General features: G+C 67.3%; 17 protein-coding genes. 6 read left to right on the top strand and 11 right to left on the bottom strand.

The annotated features are described in order from the left end of the window. On the top strand, positions 1–232 hold a 232-nt coding region (locus ON22_RS37605; protein ID WP_218000695.1), incomplete at its 5' end, for a hypothetical protein. A gap of 86 nt (positions 233–318) precedes the next feature. Here the strand turns inward: ON22_RS37605 and ON22_RS20955 are convergent. The 5 genes from ON22_RS20955 to sigE form a co-directional block, all read right to left on the bottom strand. Continuing rightward, the gene (locus ON22_RS20955; RefSeq protein ID WP_033243318.1) at positions 319–1,179 is read right to left on the bottom strand and encodes a hypothetical protein; all 861 of its coding nucleotides are present in this window, start codon (positions 1,177–1,179) and stop codon (positions 319–321) included. A gap of 51 nt (positions 1,180–1,230) precedes the next feature. Further along, positions 1,231–1,647: a Sec-independent protein translocase protein TatB gene (gene tatB / locus ON22_RS20950; RefSeq protein WP_033243317.1), complete on the bottom strand. Its 417-nt coding sequence runs from the start codon at positions 1,645–1,647 to the stop codon at positions 1,231–1,233. 33 nt (positions 1,648–1,680) lie between these two features. Next, a complete protein-coding gene (locus ON22_RS20945; RefSeq protein WP_033243316.1) occupies positions 1,681–3,219 on the bottom strand; it encodes a S1C family serine protease in 1,539 nt (512 codons plus the stop codon). Positions 3,220–3,229: 10 nt separating this feature from the next. After that, positions 3,230–3,616 (bottom strand): zf-HC2 domain-containing protein, encoded by a 387-nt coding sequence (locus ON22_RS20940; RefSeq protein ID WP_033243315.1) that lies wholly within the window; start codon positions 3,614–3,616, stop codon positions 3,230–3,232. A 135-nt stretch (positions 3,617–3,751) separates the two neighbouring features. Continuing rightward, entirely contained in the window at positions 3,752–4,417 is a 666-nt protein-coding gene (gene sigE / locus ON22_RS20935) for an RNA polymerase sigma factor SigE (RefSeq protein ID WP_373280883.1), read from the bottom strand. Positions 4,418–4,854: 437 nt separating this feature from the next. Between sigE and ON22_RS20930 the strand changes: the two genes are divergently transcribed. The 4 genes from ON22_RS20930 to ON22_RS20915 all read left to right on the top strand — a co-directional run bounded on the left by ON22_RS20930 (position 4,855) and on the right by ON22_RS20915 (position 9,301). After that, positions 4,855–5,487, top strand: coding sequence for an O-methyltransferase (locus ON22_RS20930; protein WP_033243314.1), 633 nt, complete (start codon positions 4,855–4,857; stop codon positions 5,485–5,487). A gap of 334 nt (positions 5,488–5,821) precedes the next feature. Continuing rightward, positions 5,822–6,580 carry a TetR/AcrR family transcriptional regulator gene (locus tag ON22_RS20925; protein ID WP_063820621.1) on the top strand — a complete coding sequence of 253 codons (759 nt, stop codon included), beginning with the start codon at positions 5,822–5,824 and terminating at the stop codon, positions 6,578–6,580. A 148-nt stretch (positions 6,581–6,728) separates the two neighbouring features. Next, positions 6,729–7,649, top strand: coding sequence for an ABC transporter ATP-binding protein (locus tag ON22_RS20920; protein ID WP_033243313.1), 921 nt, complete (start codon positions 6,729–6,731; stop codon positions 7,647–7,649). Continuing rightward, on the top strand, positions 7,646–9,301 hold the full coding sequence (locus ON22_RS20915) for an ABC transporter permease (RefSeq protein WP_086007775.1): 1,656 nt from the start codon (positions 7,646–7,648) through the stop codon (positions 9,299–9,301). Before ON22_RS20920 ends, ON22_RS20915 begins: the two co-directional genes overlap by 4 nt. A gap of 75 nt (positions 9,302–9,376) precedes the next feature. Here ON22_RS20915 and glgC read toward each other — a convergent pair whose 3' ends face one another. Beyond that, the gene (glgC, locus tag ON22_RS20910; protein WP_033243312.1) at positions 9,377–10,591 is read right to left on the bottom strand and encodes a glucose-1-phosphate adenylyltransferase; all 1,215 of its coding nucleotides are present in this window, start codon (positions 10,589–10,591) and stop codon (positions 9,377–9,379) included. Between the two features lie 64 nt (positions 10,592–10,655). On the opposite strand from glgC, the gene glgA reads away from it, so the two are divergent. Further along, a complete protein-coding gene (glgA, locus tag ON22_RS20905) occupies positions 10,656–11,882 on the top strand; it encodes a glycogen synthase (protein WP_051157891.1) in 1,227 nt (408 codons plus the stop codon). Positions 11,883–11,948: 66 nt separating this feature from the next. On the opposite strand, the gene ON22_RS20900 is transcribed toward glgA, so the two are convergent. From ON22_RS20900 to ON22_RS20885, 5 genes are all read right to left on the bottom strand, one after another. Further along, positions 11,949–12,353: a group I truncated hemoglobin gene (locus ON22_RS20900; RefSeq protein ID WP_033243311.1), complete on the bottom strand. Its 405-nt coding sequence runs from the start codon at positions 12,351–12,353 to the stop codon at positions 11,949–11,951. Between the two features lie 98 nt (positions 12,354–12,451). Further along, the gene (locus tag ON22_RS20895) at positions 12,452–13,360 is read right to left on the bottom strand and encodes a putative RNA methyltransferase (RefSeq protein ID WP_081595729.1); all 909 of its coding nucleotides are present in this window, start codon (positions 13,358–13,360) and stop codon (positions 12,452–12,454) included. Beyond that, positions 13,347–13,514, bottom strand: coding sequence for a DUF3117 domain-containing protein (locus tag ON22_RS35850; protein ID WP_011211259.1), 168 nt, complete (start codon positions 13,512–13,514; stop codon positions 13,347–13,349). The genes ON22_RS20895 and ON22_RS35850 overlap by 14 nt, the downstream gene beginning before the upstream one ends. A gap of 158 nt (positions 13,515–13,672) precedes the next feature. Further along, positions 13,673–14,245, bottom strand: coding sequence for a DNA-3-methyladenine glycosylase I (locus ON22_RS20890; RefSeq protein WP_033243310.1), 573 nt, complete (start codon positions 14,243–14,245; stop codon positions 13,673–13,675). Next, a complete protein-coding gene (locus tag ON22_RS20885) occupies positions 14,242–14,562 on the bottom strand; it encodes a DivIVA domain-containing protein (protein WP_033243309.1) in 321 nt (106 codons plus the stop codon). Before ON22_RS20885 ends, ON22_RS20890 begins: the two co-directional genes overlap by 4 nt. Between the last annotated feature and the right edge of the window lie 227 nt (positions 14,563–14,789).

Raw genomic sequence — 14,789 nt, 5'->3', positions numbered from 1 at the left:
TGCGCCTCCACGAATTACCTTGCCGGAGCCGGATAACACCGGGGGACAATGCGCACCTTTCGATGCGCGGCTGTTCCACCGTTGCCGGACATTGCACCGAATTCGGCAGAATGCGGGCGGTGAGCCGTATGACCCCAGCGTCAGCGCCAGCGTAGCAATAGCTTTGACAAGCCAATATTCGTTGTCGCTATCGACGATTCCGGGCGTGTCGGGAATTATCGTCCGGGCGTGAATTCACCGCGCCCGGCGAAAGCCGCGGGGCGCGGTGTTCGACGGCGCCGGAATACCGCGGTGGGCGGGTATCCGCCGATACCCGGTTCAGCGGCGCTGGCGCACCGGCCGCAGCCGCGAATCGACCGGGTCGTGCAGGTAGACCGGTGTCAGCAGATCCGCGTCCACCGGCTCCCCGGTCCCGCGTTCGTAACGGACCCCGATCAGCACCGAGAACCGGCGATTGGCCGCCCGTTCGTGCAGGGTTGCCAGCCGGGTGGCCAGCAGCCGGACCGCGCCGAGCGACCCGGGCGGGTGCAGGCCGTCGATCACCAGGACCGTGCCCCGGCCGTCGGGCCGCGGCAGGCGGGCCAGGTAGGCGATATCGTGCGGGTCCGGGCTGGCCGGCCGGTAGATACGGCGGGCAGCTCGATCTTCGATACCGCGCCGTCCGTCCCCGGGTCGGGCCACCGCCCGCCGTAGCCGCGGATCGCCGGCAATGAGCTGGCGCAGGCTGGGCGAGAGTTCCGGGCCGCTGAGCACGATGAGACCGTCGCGCAGGAGGTCCACCGGGCGTCCGGGCGCGAACGGTTCGATGGTCACCCCGAAACCCAGCTCTTTGAGCTGTTCGGCGAGCCGCGGTGCGGCTGCCGGGTCCGGTGCGCCCATCAACCTGCCCGCACGTGTATCCGGGACCAGTAGTGTGAGCGGGCCGTGGCCGAAGAACAATCCCTCCGGCGCCGGGCCCTGGGTACTCACCTGATGGATCCGGGCGCGGGAAAGACCCGCGGCGGCACCTATTCTGGCGAAAGTCCACCCTTCGGCGTGCAACTCCCGGATTACCGCACGTCGAATTCGAGTGAGCTCGTTGATGGTTTGCTGAGCCGCTGCGACACCCTCCGTTGCGGCCTTGAGTCGCTCGACTTTGTCCTCGATCGCGAATATTCGCGCCACGTCATCGGCCGACATGTGCGAAGTGTAGACATCAGGCCCCTGAACGGCGTCTAGAGCAGTTGACGATCAGGTGGCGTCGGTGTCGATCGGCGGACGCTCATTGTGCGCGAGTGGTTTATCCTGTTGCGTCCGCGGGTAATCTGGCATGCCGCTCGCGGCACCGAGAACATTCTTGCTGTCCGGCAGGGAACCGTCCAGATCTTTGAAAAGGGAATCGTCGCCGTTCAGAAGATGTTTGGTCACCACCGACCGCGGAGACATCCCACGTAATTCCTGGAGATCGGCAATCGGTTTTCGCAGTTCGTCGAATTCCGGCCCGAGTTCGGAGCGCAATTGCGACGTCGCGCCGGTCGCGTAATCGCGGACCTGGCGCAATGAGCGCGCAGTCCACCGCGCGGCGCCGGGTAACCGTTCCGGGCCGAGGATTACGAGGGCGGCGACGAGTAGGACGAGCATCTCGCCCCACCCGATACTGCTGAACACCCCATCAGGTTACCCGGCGCCGCGGGCGATGGATCAGTCGGAGGCGAGCGTCACGGGAATGTCCACCTGCCGGCCTTCCCGGATGAGCTGGACGTTCACCGTCTGGCCGATCTCGTTGCTCTGCACCGCCACGACCAGTTCGTCGGGGTTGGTGACCTCCCGGTCGCCCACCCGCACGATCACATCGCCCTCGACGATCCCCGCATTCGCTGCCGGGCTCCCCGGCTGCACATCAGCGACTTCCGCGCCGCTCATGACCTCGTTGGCGACCGTTTTCTGCCGGGCGCTCACGCCGATCACCGGGTGGTGGATCGAGCCGTCGCGGATGAGGGTCTGCGCGACTTCGGTCATCTGGTCGACGGGTATCGCGAAGCCGAGCCCCACCGAACCGCCGCTCTCGCTGCGGATCGCGGTGTTGATGCCGATGACCCGGCCGTCCGCGTCCACCAGTGCGCCACCGGAGTTACCGGGGTTGATGGAGGCGTCGGTCTGCACCGCGTCGATCACGGCCTTGGTATCGCTGCCTTCGCCCTCCAGTTTCACCGGGCGGTGCAGGGCACTGACGATGCCGGAAGTGACGGTCTTGCTGAGGCCGAGGGGCGAACCGACGGCCAGGACCGCGTCACCGACTTGGACGTCGCCGGATTTACCCAACTCGGCAACAGTGAGATTTTTCACATCTACCTTGAGGACCGCGAGATCGCTCTTCGGGTCCCGGCCGACGATATTGGCCGGTGTGCGGGTGCCATCGGAGAACGTGATCTGAATCCGGGCCCGTCCGGACGTATCCTGTGCCGCCATCGAGACCACGTGGTTGTTGGTGACGATATAGCCGTTGCCGTCGATGACGACACCGGATCCCGTGGCGCCGTTTTCGCCGACGGTCGTGCGGATGGAGACCACCGAGGGCAGGACCGCGTCCGCGACCTGCGCGATCGGCCCGTGCGGCTGCTCGCTGTCGCTCTGTTCGAGGCTCACCTTGCGCGAGGTGAGGGTGGAAGCGGTCTCCGCCGTCAGCCGGCCCACGAGGCCGCCGACCAGGCCTATTGCCAATGCGATCGCGGTCAGTATCAGCAGGGCGCGCGGTGCCACCCGCGAGCCGAACAGGACCTGCCGGGCCGAAAGCTTGTCTGCCTGCGGCATTTCCTGGGCGGTCGGTGCCGGGAACGCGGGCGCGCCCAGCCGGGCCTGTGCATCGGGGTCGCGCCAAGGGTCCGCTGGACCTGCTATCGGCGGTTTTTCGGTACCGGCCTCCGGATCGCGCTGGAGCAGCTCGCTGGAGCCGGGTGGGCGGCCGAACGCTTCTGCCAGCACCGCCGCCGGTGGGCCCTTGGGGGCGGCCGCGGCCGGCTCGGCACTGCGGCCGGTGCGCGGGGCGAACGATCCGGATTGCCCGGCCGGGCGGCGGAAGGCATGCGCGGTATGTGAGTCCACATGGGGTCGGTAGACCGGGCGCGGTGCCAGCACCGGCGCCCCAGGGGGGCGCAGCGTGCCGTTATCGGCCGTCGTGCCGTTTTCGTCCGCCGAATCAGGAGTATCGGCAGGGGAATTGTGCGTCGATTCGGAACTCACGCGGCAAACTCTACTTGCGCCACCACGTCGACCACCGGAAGCTGTCGAAGGTCGCGGAAAAGGACTGACCAGTAAATCCGAATACCGCCTCGTTACGTGGATTTCCGGGAGAATTCGGCCCGGCGGCCGGTTCGGCGAGCGGAATACGCGACAGACTGTCGTGCAGGCCGGTGGGGATCGACACCTGAGTGGCCCGCCGCAGCGCGATCCGGGCCTGTTGCTGCGCCTCCACCTCGGCGGCGCATTCAGGGCATACCGAAAGATGCTGCGCTGCACGCAGGTACGGATTCATCCGCAGTTCACCATCGACATAGGCGGCGACCGCCTCGCTCGCCAGATGTTCGGTGGAGTGGAACTGTGCGGGACGACGACCGGGCGTACTGGAGTCGCCACTCATTCGCTGTCCATCCTTCCCAACCGACCTCGCTGACCGCCGGGATCCGGCATCACGGTCGCCGGATCACCCGAAGCTCGCCTCGATGTCAGCACCGAGGCTCGCCCCTGTGTTCTACGCGAGGCTCGCCGCAGCGTTCTATGCGAGGCTCGCCTCGGCGGCGAAACGCTCCTGCACTCCATTATGCGCAAGATACTCCCGCAGCGCCTGCCGGCCGCGATGGATACGGCTGCGGACGGTACCCAGCTTCACCCCGAGGGTAGCGCCGATCTCCTCGTAGGAAAGACCTTCGATATCGCAGAGCACGACCGCGGCCCGGAATTCCGGGGCCAGCGAATCCAGCGCGGACTGCAGGTCGGGATCGAGCCGCGCGTCGTGGAAAACCTGCTCCGGGCCGGGGCCCTCGGCGGGCACCCGGTCGTAGTCCTCGGGTAGTGCTTCCATCCGGATGCGGCTGCGCCGGCGGACCATATCCAGGAAGAGATTGGTGGTGATGCGGTGCAGCCAGCCTTCGAACGTGCCGGGTTGGTAGCTGGACAGGGAGCGGAACACCCGGATGAACGTCTCCTGGGTGAGGTCCTCGGCGTCCTGTGCGTCACCGGAAAGGCGGTAGGCCAGCCGGTACACCCGGTCGGCATGTTCGCGGACCAGTTCGTCCCAGGTGGGCATCACCGTCCGGTCGCCGGTGGCGTCGAAGGCGGCGGTGCCGGTGAGGGGGAGTTCGTCGAGTTCGCCGGCCTCCGCGGATACGGCGTCGTAGTCCTCGGCTCTGTCGTCGATAGTGGACATATCGGGCACCTCCATCAGGGCGTCCGGCGAAGCGGGGTGGTCTGTCACCAGGTCTCGGTGTGCGGCAACCTCACGATCGGGCCCGGGAAACGGGACCGGGCCGAAGTCGTCCCCGCCGGGCAGGGTGTACCCGGCAGCTGCTGCGGGGGTGCCGGCCGGGGAAAGCTCGGGCAAGGTTGCGGACTCGCGCGCCGCATCGACCATGTGGATGGTGACGACCTCCTTGATCGGGACCGAGGCGTAGGCTCGGAAGAGTGGCCCGGTTCACGAGCCACCTTCACCGGTTACAACAGTCGGGTCGTACTCCGTTGTTCCCGGCCGCCGCATTCGGTCGGCTGGTCTTGCGTGGGGCCTACTCTTCCCTGTTCCCGTGTGGGGCGGGTGTGGGTATCCTGAGGGACACCTGAGAATGTTGCGACCAGCTTTGCTGCGTTTGGCATAGCCTCGAGTGCGTGGCATCGAACCTGGAGCGAAATCTCGCCTACGTCGAAGAATCCGTCGTGGAGGACGAGGTACTCATCAGCGCCCGTGAGCGGGCAACCGAACTCGGTGCGGCCCCGGTGCCGCCCTCGGTCGGCGCGCTCCTCAGTATGTACGCGCAGTTGCTGGACGCGCGGGCGGTGGTAGAGGTCGGGACCGGTGCCGGGGTCAGCGGACTATGGCTGCTCGACGGTATGCGTGAGGACGGCACCCTCACCACCATCGATCCCGAGCCCGAACATCAGCGGGCCGCCAAGGAGTCGTTCCGTGCAGCGGAAATCCCCCTGGCTCGGACCCGCCTGATCAACGGCCGCGCGCTCGATGTGCTGCCCCGGCTCGCCGACGGCGCCTACGACCTGGTCTTCGTGGACGGCGCGCCCATCGAACATCCGCAGTACATCGCGGAGGCCGTCCGGTTGTTGCGGCCCGGGGGTGCGGTGCTGCTGCACAATGCGCTACTCGGCGGGCGGGTCCCGGATGCGGCGCATCGGGACGCCGCCACGCAGGCGGTGCGTTCGGCGACCCGGTTCATCGCCGAGGATCCGGGATTGACCAGTGTGCTCATTCCGCTGGGCGACGGGTTGCTCTGCGCGTCGAAGGGGTAAACGCCTCGCCGAGGCGGGTCGAAGTTGCCGCGCGGCCGGTGATCGGCCGGACCGGAGCGACCGCTGGAACCGGCACTCGGTTGTGGGCCGGGCGCCGCGGTCTGCCGACGTCGACGGTTGCGTTTCGGGCGGTTGACAGCGTGGCGTACCGACCGGCTGTGTGCCGAGTACTCGGCGGTGTCCGTCGCCTGTCTGTAGTCGCAGGTAGATGAGGTTTCCGGTGCTTTCGTGCCGGGTCGGCGGAGCTTCCGCCGGTGGGTGAACTGTTTCTTGACGGAATCTCTACGGTCACACCTCTTGCGTCCTGATTGAACGAGTGTTTAGTGTATTGAACATGCGTTCAAGCGATGATCTGACGACCCGCGCACGTATCCGTGATGCAGCCATCGAGACGTTCGGCGAACAGGGCTTCGGCGTCGGAGTGCGGGCCATCGCAAAGGCCGCAGGAATATCGCCCGGACTGGTCAACCACCATTTCGGGTCCAAGGACGGATTGCGTCGTGAATGCGACGACTATGTGCGGGGAGTGATCCGTGAAACGAAGATGAGCTTCATGAACCGGCCGTCGGCCGGGAACATGCTGCAGCAACTGGCCGAGATCGAAGAATTCGCCCCGATCATCGCCTATATGATGCGCAGCTTTCAGGCCGGCGGGGACCTGGCCGGCACGTTGTTCGAGCATATGGTCGCCGACGTCGAGCAGTATCTGGAGGCCGGTATCGCTTCCGGAGCGCTGCGCAAACCGCGGGATATGAAGGCGATGGCGCGCTATCTGGCCACCACCAACGGCGGCGGCATGCTGCTGTTCCTGCAGACGCATTCCCCGCCGGACGGGGTGATCGACTACCGCCGGGCACTCCGCGAATACGCCGACCAGATGATGCTGCCCGCCCTCGAGATCTACACCGAAGGTCTACTGACCGACTCCTCGATGGTGGACGCATTGCGTGCGGCGGGGACAGTGCCCGCGGCAGAGCCGGCCACTGAATCGCCGGGGGACGCAGTTCGTGCTCCGGTGGTGGACCCGGGCGCCGCGGCGGACGAATCGGCCGAGGCTTCGGTGGGAGATGCGGCCGATGTATCGCATGACTAGGCGCGCCCGGCGCCCGGCGTCCGTGTCCTAGGCGGTCCGCCCCCTCGGCCGGCGCCGGTCGGCTCCGGCGAATCGCACAGTGACCGGCAATCCGGCGCGTGTGCGCAGCTCTTTCGAGCTTTCTACCCATGTCTGACAAGGAGATTCGATGATTTCGGCAATCGAGATCCGGGATCTGCACAAACACTTCGGCCCCGTCCGGGCACTCGACGGACTGAACCTGCAGGCGTCCGACGGCGAAGTCCACGGTTTCCTCGGCCCCAACGGCGCCGGGAAATCCACGACCATCCGGATCCTGCTCGGACTGCTGGCACGTACCAGCGGCGAAGTGCGGATGCTGGACCGCGACCCCTGGACCGACGCGGTATCGCTGCACCGCGAAATCGCCTACGTTCCGGGTGATGTGACCCTGTGGCCGTCGCTGAGCGGTGGCGAGACCATCGATCTGCTCGCGTCGATGCGCGGCGGCCTCGATACCTCGCGGCGGGCCGAGCTGATCGAACGGTTCGAACTCGACCCTCGCAAGAAGGCGCGCACGTACTCCAAGGGCAACCGGCAGAAGGTCGCGCTCGTCTCCGCATTCTCCTCGCACGCCCGGCTGCTGCTGCTGGACGAGCCGACCTCCGGCCTGGACCCGCTGATGGAGCAGGTGTTCCGCGAATGCGTCGCCGAGGCGGCCGGACGCGGCGCCACCGTACTGCTGTCCAGCCACATCCTGTCCGAGGTGGAAGCCCTGTGCGAGCGGGTCACCATCATCCGGTCCGGGCGCACGGTGGAAAGCGGCACGCTGGACTCCATGCGGCATCTGAGCCGCACCTCCATCACCGCGGAACTGACCGGTGATCCCGGCGATATCGCGGCGCTCCCGGGGGTGGCGGATGTGAGCCTGGACGATCACACCCTGCGCTGCCAGGTCGACGGCGACAACCTCGCCGAACTGATCCGCGTACTCGGCGATACCGGTGTACGCAGCCTGATCAGCCGGCCGCCGACGCTGGAGGAACTGTTCATGCGGCACTACTCGGTGAACGGCCGGAAAGCCGGCGAATTGCAGGAGGTACGGAAATGACCACGGTCGTGGCCGGTGCCCGGCCGAGAATATTCGACACGACCTCCGCGGGCACCGAATTCACCGGCACTCTTCGGCTGCTACGGCTCTACCTGCGGCGCGACCGGATCGTCGCACCGCTGTGGATTCTGCTGCTGTCGGTGCCTCTGGGGTCGGTCTATGTGGCCAGTATCGAATCGGTGTATCCGACCGCGGCCGACCGCGCCTCGTTCGCGGCCACGATCCTGGCCAGCCCGGCGCAACTGGCGATGTACGGGCCCGTCTACGACACCTCCACAGGTGCTGTCGGGATCTGGAAAGCCGGAATGTTCCACACCCTGATCGCCGTGGCCACCATCCTCACGGTGATCCGGCACACCAGGGCGGAAGAGGAATCCGGCCGCACCGAAGTGCTGGCTTCCACCTCGGTCGGCCGGTACGCGAGCCTGACGGCCGCATTACTACTGGCCCTCGGTGGCGCCTTGCTGGCCGGCCTCATCGGGGCGTCGAGCCTCACAGCGGCAGGGGTACCGGCCGCAGGCTCGCTGGCCTTCGGGCTCGCGCTCGCCGGGTCGGGCATGGTGTTCGCGGCGGTCGCCGCGGTAACCGCACAGGTCTGTTCGGGTGCCCGGCTCGCCCGCGGGCTGGCGTTCGCGACGCTCGCGGTGACCTTCACTCTGCGTGCCGTGGGTGACGCGCAGGCCGGCGCGGGGCCGGTCAACCCGCTGACATGGTTATCGCCGCAGGGCTGGTCGCTGCAGGTCCGGCCCTATGCGGGCGACCGCTGGTGGGTGCTGCTGTTGCACCTGGCACTGCTGACGGTGACGGTCGCGGTGGCCTTCGCCCTGTTGCGGCGTCGCGATGTCGGCGCCGGCCTGCTCACCGAACGGCTCGGGCCGGCCGCCGCGGGCCCCGCGCTGACCGGACCTTTCGGCCTGGCGGTCCGCTTGCAGCGCGGCGCCCTCCTCGGGTGGGGGATCGGGGTCGGGCTCTACGGCCTGGTGATCGGGAGCGTCGTCAACGGTATCGGCGACAGTTTCGGCAGCAACGACACGCTGCGCGATCTGATCACCCGGATGGGCGGTACCGATTCGCTGGAGGATTCGTTCGTCAGCTACGCGTTCACCATGCTGGGGATCGCCGGCGCCGCTTACGCGATCTCGGCGGCGCTGCGGATGTTCGCCGAAGAGAACGGCCATCATGCCGAATCGGTGCTCAGTGGCGCCGTCGGCCGGATCCGCTGGGTGGCCTCGCATCTGGTGTTCGCCCTCGGCGGCCCGGTGGTGATCATGCTGACCGCCGGCCTGCTGGGCGGGCTGGCCTACGGAATCGCGGCCGGGGATATCGGCGCCACACTGCCCGGAATGCTGGCGGCCGCCCTGGTCCAGCTGCCCGCGATCTGGTTCTTCGCGGCGGTGACGGTCGCACTGTTCGGTCTGGTCCCGCGCTGGACGCCGGTGGCGTGGGGGTTGCTGACCGCCGCCATCGCGGTCTTCCTGCTCGGTTCGATCTCCGGTGCCCCGCAATGGTTGCGGAATCTGGAGCCGTTCAGTCACGCACCGAAAGTGCCGGGCGCGGAGTACAGCGTCACTCCCACACTTCTCGTCACGGCGGTCGCCGCGCTGCTACTGGTCATCGGACTGACCGGGATGCGCGGCCGGGACGTGCGCTGACCCTTCCAGGCTGCGGCCGTGTGTCCGGTTATCGCGACCGGAGGCACGGCCGCTGCTGTGCGGTCCGGAGCCGGATCAGACCCAGGTGCCCTTGCCGACGGTGACCACACCGCCGTGGCTGATGGCGAACCTGCTGCGGTCGCGTTCCTGGTCCACTCCGATGATCTCGCCCTCGGACACCATCACGTTCTTGTCCAGGATGGCGCGGCGGACCACCGCGCCGCGTCCGATCCGTACACCGGGCATCAGCACACTGCCCTCGACCGTGGCACCTTCATCGACCTGCACGTTCGCGCTGAGCACCGAATTGCGGACCGTGGCCGCCGACAGGATGCTGCCGGCCCCGACAATGGATTCCTGGGCCAGTCCGCCGCGGGCGAATTTCGCGGGCGGCAGGTTCTCGGCGGCGCCGCGGATGGGCCAGTGCCGGTTGTAGAGGTTGAAAACCGGGTTCACCGATACCAGATCCATATGCGCCTCGTAGAAGGCGTCGATGGTGCCCACATCACGCCAGTAGCCGCGATCGCGGTCGGTGGCGCCCGGAACATCGTTATCGGCGAAATCGTAGACGGCGGCCTGCCCCGCCGCGACCAGGCCGGGAATGATATCGCCGCCCATATCGTGATCGGAATCGGAATTATCCGCATCCGCCTTGATCGAATCCACCAGCACCTTGGTGGTGAACACGTAGTTGCCCATGGAGGCGAAGGTGGCATTCGGGTCGTCGGGGATTCCCGGCGGATGGGCCGGTTTTTCCAGGAACCCGACGATACGCCCGGATTCGTCGGAATCTATACAGCCGAAAGCGCTCGCCTCGCTGCGCGGCACCCGGATACCGGCGACCGTGACCCCGGCACCCGAATCGATATGGCTGGTGACCATCTGCTCCGGATCCATCCGATACACGTGATCGGCGCCGAACACCACGATGTAATCGGGATCCTCGTCGTAGATGAGATTCAGCGACTGCATGATCGCATCGGCGCTACCGGTGTACCAGCGTGGCCCCAGCCGCTGCTGGGCGGGTACCGGGGTGATGTATTCACCGGCGAAACCGGACAGCCGCCAGGTCTGCGAAATATGACGGTCCAGGGAATGCGATTTGTATTGGGTGAGTACACACAGCCGGAGGAAACCGGCATTGACCAGATTGCTGAGTACGAAGTCGATGAGGCGGTAGGCCCCGCCGAACGGGACGGCCGGTTTTGCGCGGTCGGCAGTCAGGGGAAAGAGTCGCTTGCCCTCGCCACCGGCGAGCACGATTCCGAGTACGTGCGGCTGGCTCCTCACAATGCCAAACCTACCGAACCAGGTGGTCGGGGTATATCGGCCGCTCGGCGGCTACCGTGAATCCGTGAGTTTCGGTTCCAGCGGTGCGGACACCGCGCCCGGGTCGCCGGCGGGTGATCCACTACGGGTGGCTGTGCTGACCCGGGAATATCCGCCCGAGGTATACGGCGGGGCGGGCGTGCACGTCACCGAACTGGTGGCCCGGCTGCGCCGGATGAGCACGGTGACCGTGCACTGTATGGGTGTGCCGCGGGCGGCGGCCCGGGTGCACGATTCGGATCCGGCGCTGGCGGGGGCCAATCCGGCGCTGCAGATGATGTCGGCGCAGCTGCGGATGGCCGAGGCCGTGGGCACGGTGGACCTGGTTCATTCGCACACCTGGTACGCCGGACTGGCCGGGCATCTTGCGGCGACGTTGTACGGGATCCCGCATGTGGTCACCACGCATTCGCTGGAACCGCGCCGGCCGTGGAAGGCCGAACAGCTCGGTGGTGGATACCGGTTGTCATCGTGGTCGGAGCGTAATGCGCTGGAGCATGCCGATGCGGTGATCGCGGTGAGCGACTGGATGCGCCGCGATGTCCTCGATGCCTACCCGGCGCTGGATCCGGCCCGGGTGCACGTGGTGCGCAACGGGATCGACGCGGACGTCTGGTACCCCGGCCCCCCGGCGCCCGGGAGCCGCCGGATCCTGGACGAACTGGGAGTTCGTGCGGACCGTCCGCTGGCGGTGTTCGTCGGCCGGATCACCCGCCAGAAAGGCGTCGGTCATCTGCTGGCCGCGGCGCGGGAGATCGACCCGGAGATCCAGCTGGTCCTCTGTGCCGGGGCCCCGGACACTCCGCAACTGGAGGCCGAGGTCGCGAGCGCCGTGGCCGGGCTGCACCGGCAGCGCGACAACCTCTTCTGGGTGCGGGAGATGCTGCCCACCGAACAGATCCGCCAGCTGCTGGCCGCGGCCACGGTTTTCGTCTGTCCGTCGGTCTACGAACCCCTCGGGATCGTCAATCTCGAGGCGATGGCCTGCGCCACGGCCGTGGTCGCCTCCGATGTGGGCGGTATCCCCGAGGTGGTCGCCGACGGCGGCACCGGGCTGCTGGTGCATTTCGACGCCGGCGAGACCACGGCCTACGAGCACGCGCTGGCCGCCGCGATCAACGAGCTCGCCGGCGACCCGGTACGCGCCGCCGAACTCGGGGCCGCCGGCCGCGACCGTGCGCGGGCGGAATTCGACTGGTACCGGATCGCCGAACAGACCTTGAATGTCTACCGCACGGTGGCGAAACCCTGAGCCGAGCCGGTGGTCGGTGCCGTTCGACGTTCTGCGGGTCACCGGAACGCGGCAAACCCGGCCGGATCAGGCGGAAGAACCTCCGGAGGTGATATCACCGGCAAGCGGTGCCACCGCCCCGATGATCTCGCCCACCGTCTCCTCGTCCACTCCGGCCGCCGTGAGTGAATCGGTGAGATGACCGGCCACCGCGTTGAAATGATGCATGGTGATGCCCCTGCCCTGATGTACCTGTTTCATCGGCGCACCGGTGTAGGGGTCCGGCCCACCGAGCGCCGCGGCGAAGAACTCGACCTGTTTACCGCGCAGCCGGGACATATTCGTTCCGGTGAAAAACCCCGCGAGCTCGTCGTCGGCGAGGACCCGGGTATAGAAATCGGCGACGACGGCTTCCAATGCCTCGTATCCGCCGATCCGTTCGAAGATGGTGGTGGGGGTGGTTGTCTTCTTGCCGAAGGTCGGTATCCGCATGCAATAAGCACATCAGGCCGGTATTACCCGGCGATCAGGCTCGCGTCGCAAGTGGATTGCCCTGTGTAGCAGTGTGATTGCCCGGTTCTCACAATCGGTCACCGGTCACGGTGAGAATCGGTACCGGCTGCCGCGGGTATCGCGGTGTAGGTGCTCACCGTGACCGATGCCGTCACCTCGAAAGGTTCCGGTAGCTGCTCGCCGGTGGCCGCCGTGTGGTGGGCGGAGGGACCCATCGCCACGAGGTGAGCGATATCGGCGCGGGTGAGTGTCATCGAATATTCGACCGCGCGACTGTCCACCCGGGTGAACAGGCCGGCCATCCCGTCCGCGAGCCGCCGCTCCTTATCGGGATCGACGGTGACCATCCCGATCGGGCCGATCAATTCCGCCAGATGCCGGACGGTCGGGGTCACCACGAAGTACCGGCCTCCGGGGGCGAGGCACCGGGCGACGGCCGCCGGGTTCCGCGGTGCGAAAACCGAGAGCGCTGCCGTCAGGGTGTGGTCCCGCAGTGGAAGCCCGCGCCAGGCGTCGGCCACCACGGCCGCGGCTCGGGAATGCGCGCGGGCGCAGCGACGACCGGCGGGTTTGGCGATATCCAGCGCGATGCCACGGGCGGTGGGCGCTGCCTCCAGTACGTGTGCCAGGTAGTAACCGGTGCCTGCGCCGATATCCGCGATCACCTCGGCGCCGGGTGGCGGTGCGGTATCCGCCCGCGCGGCCATTGCTGCTTCGGCCACCGCCGCGGCGATCGGCTCGAAGAATCCGGTGCCCTGGAAAGCGGCGCGTGCCTCGAGCATCTCGGCGGTGTCACCGGTGAGTTTGGTCGCGGCGCCGGCGAGCAGGCTGACGTAACCCTGCCGGGCGATATCGAAACTGTGGCCGAGTTCGCAGCGCAGCACCCGGCCCGCGAAAACCAGACCGCGGCCGCATACGGGGCAGCTCAGTACCTCGGCGACCGCGGCCAGCGCCGATTTCTCGGCGTTATCGCTAGCTGGTGACACTCTTCAATTCGTCACCCAATGCCGCGGCTTCGTCGGGCGTGAGTTCTACGACCAGACGCCCGCCACCCTCGAGCGGGACCCGCATAACGATCCCACGACCTTCCTTGGTTGCCTCGAGGGGACCGTCCCCGGTACGGGGCTTCATGGCCGCCATCCTCTGCTCCCTCCAGATCTGCGCTGTATGCTGCGCACTTGCTCGGATCTCCGGTTGTCACCAACCGGGCGGTCCGTCGGTTGAGGCGACGGACCGCACTCGATCCATTCTTCCCTATCGCAGGAGATGGCGGATACTCGACGTCCAAATGTGACCGGTCAGCCGAGGCCGGTGTGCCGGGTATCGACCCAGCATTCCGACAGATGGTCGTCCACCATTCCGGTGGCCTGCATCAGTGCGTACGCGGTGGTCGGCCCGACGAAGCGGAAACCGCGCCGCTTCAATTCTTTTGCCAGTGCGGTGGATTCGGGTGTCACCGCGGGAATATCGCCTATTTCGCGCGGGCGCGGCCGCGGCGGCGGAGCGAACGACCAGAGCAGTTCGTCCAGGCCGGTATCGAGGTCACGGGCGACTTTCGCATTCGCGATACAGGCATCGATTTTGGCGCGATTGCGCACAATCGCCGGATCGGCCAGCAGCCGCTCGCGGTCGGCATCGCCGAATTCGGCGACCCGGTCGATCACGAATCCGGCGAACGCAGACCGGAACGCGGGGCGTTTGCGCAGAATTGTGATCCAGGACAATCCCGACTGGAAGGCCTCCAGGCACAGCCGCTCGAACAGGGCGTCGTCACCGTGCAGCGGGCGACCCCACTCCTGATCGTGGTAGTCGCGGTAGATCTGGGAATCGACCGACCACGGGCAGCGAACCAGTGTTTCGGCGGCGGTCACGAGCGCTCCGGGCCGGTTGCCGCGCCGGTGCTCGCGGACTGTGCTTCGGCGAGCTGGGCCTGTAGTTCATCGATCCGGGCGGCCAGCCGGGCCAGTGCCCAATCGACCTCGCCGGCCTTGTACCCGCGCACGACCTGCTGGAACCGCAGGGCCCGCACATCGGCGCCGGAGATGTTCTCCACCGGAAGAATGGTTGCGGTAGTGCCCTCCGGAAGCGGACCGAGCTCCTCCGACCGGCCGAAGAGCGCACCGGCCAGCAGGAACAACACCGTGGCCACCAAACCCACGATCAGGACGTACAGCAGCAGGGTGAGCATGGATCGAGTCTAGGTGCGCCCGCCGACAAGGGACCCGGGCCGCCCTTCCGGCCGAGTCAGTACAGGCCGGCCGCCGCTGTGACGTTGCCGGCCGACCCATGTACGCAGCCCGGCGCGGCCTGTGGACGGTCCTCGGCGCCGGGCATCGCGCAGTCGGCGGGCCCGCCGGTCGGGGCTCGGCCTATCGGGGCCGGTGGCAACGGCTTGCCCCAGGAGTCCTGCCGGGT

It is taken from the genome of Nocardia carnea NBRC 14403 (genome assembly GCF_000308515.1).
GTDB lineage: Bacteria > Actinomycetota > Actinomycetes > Mycobacteriales > Mycobacteriaceae > Nocardia > Nocardia carnea.
Note: the sequence above shows the minus strand (reverse complement) of the source record. Positions and strands in the feature narration are given on the sequence as shown.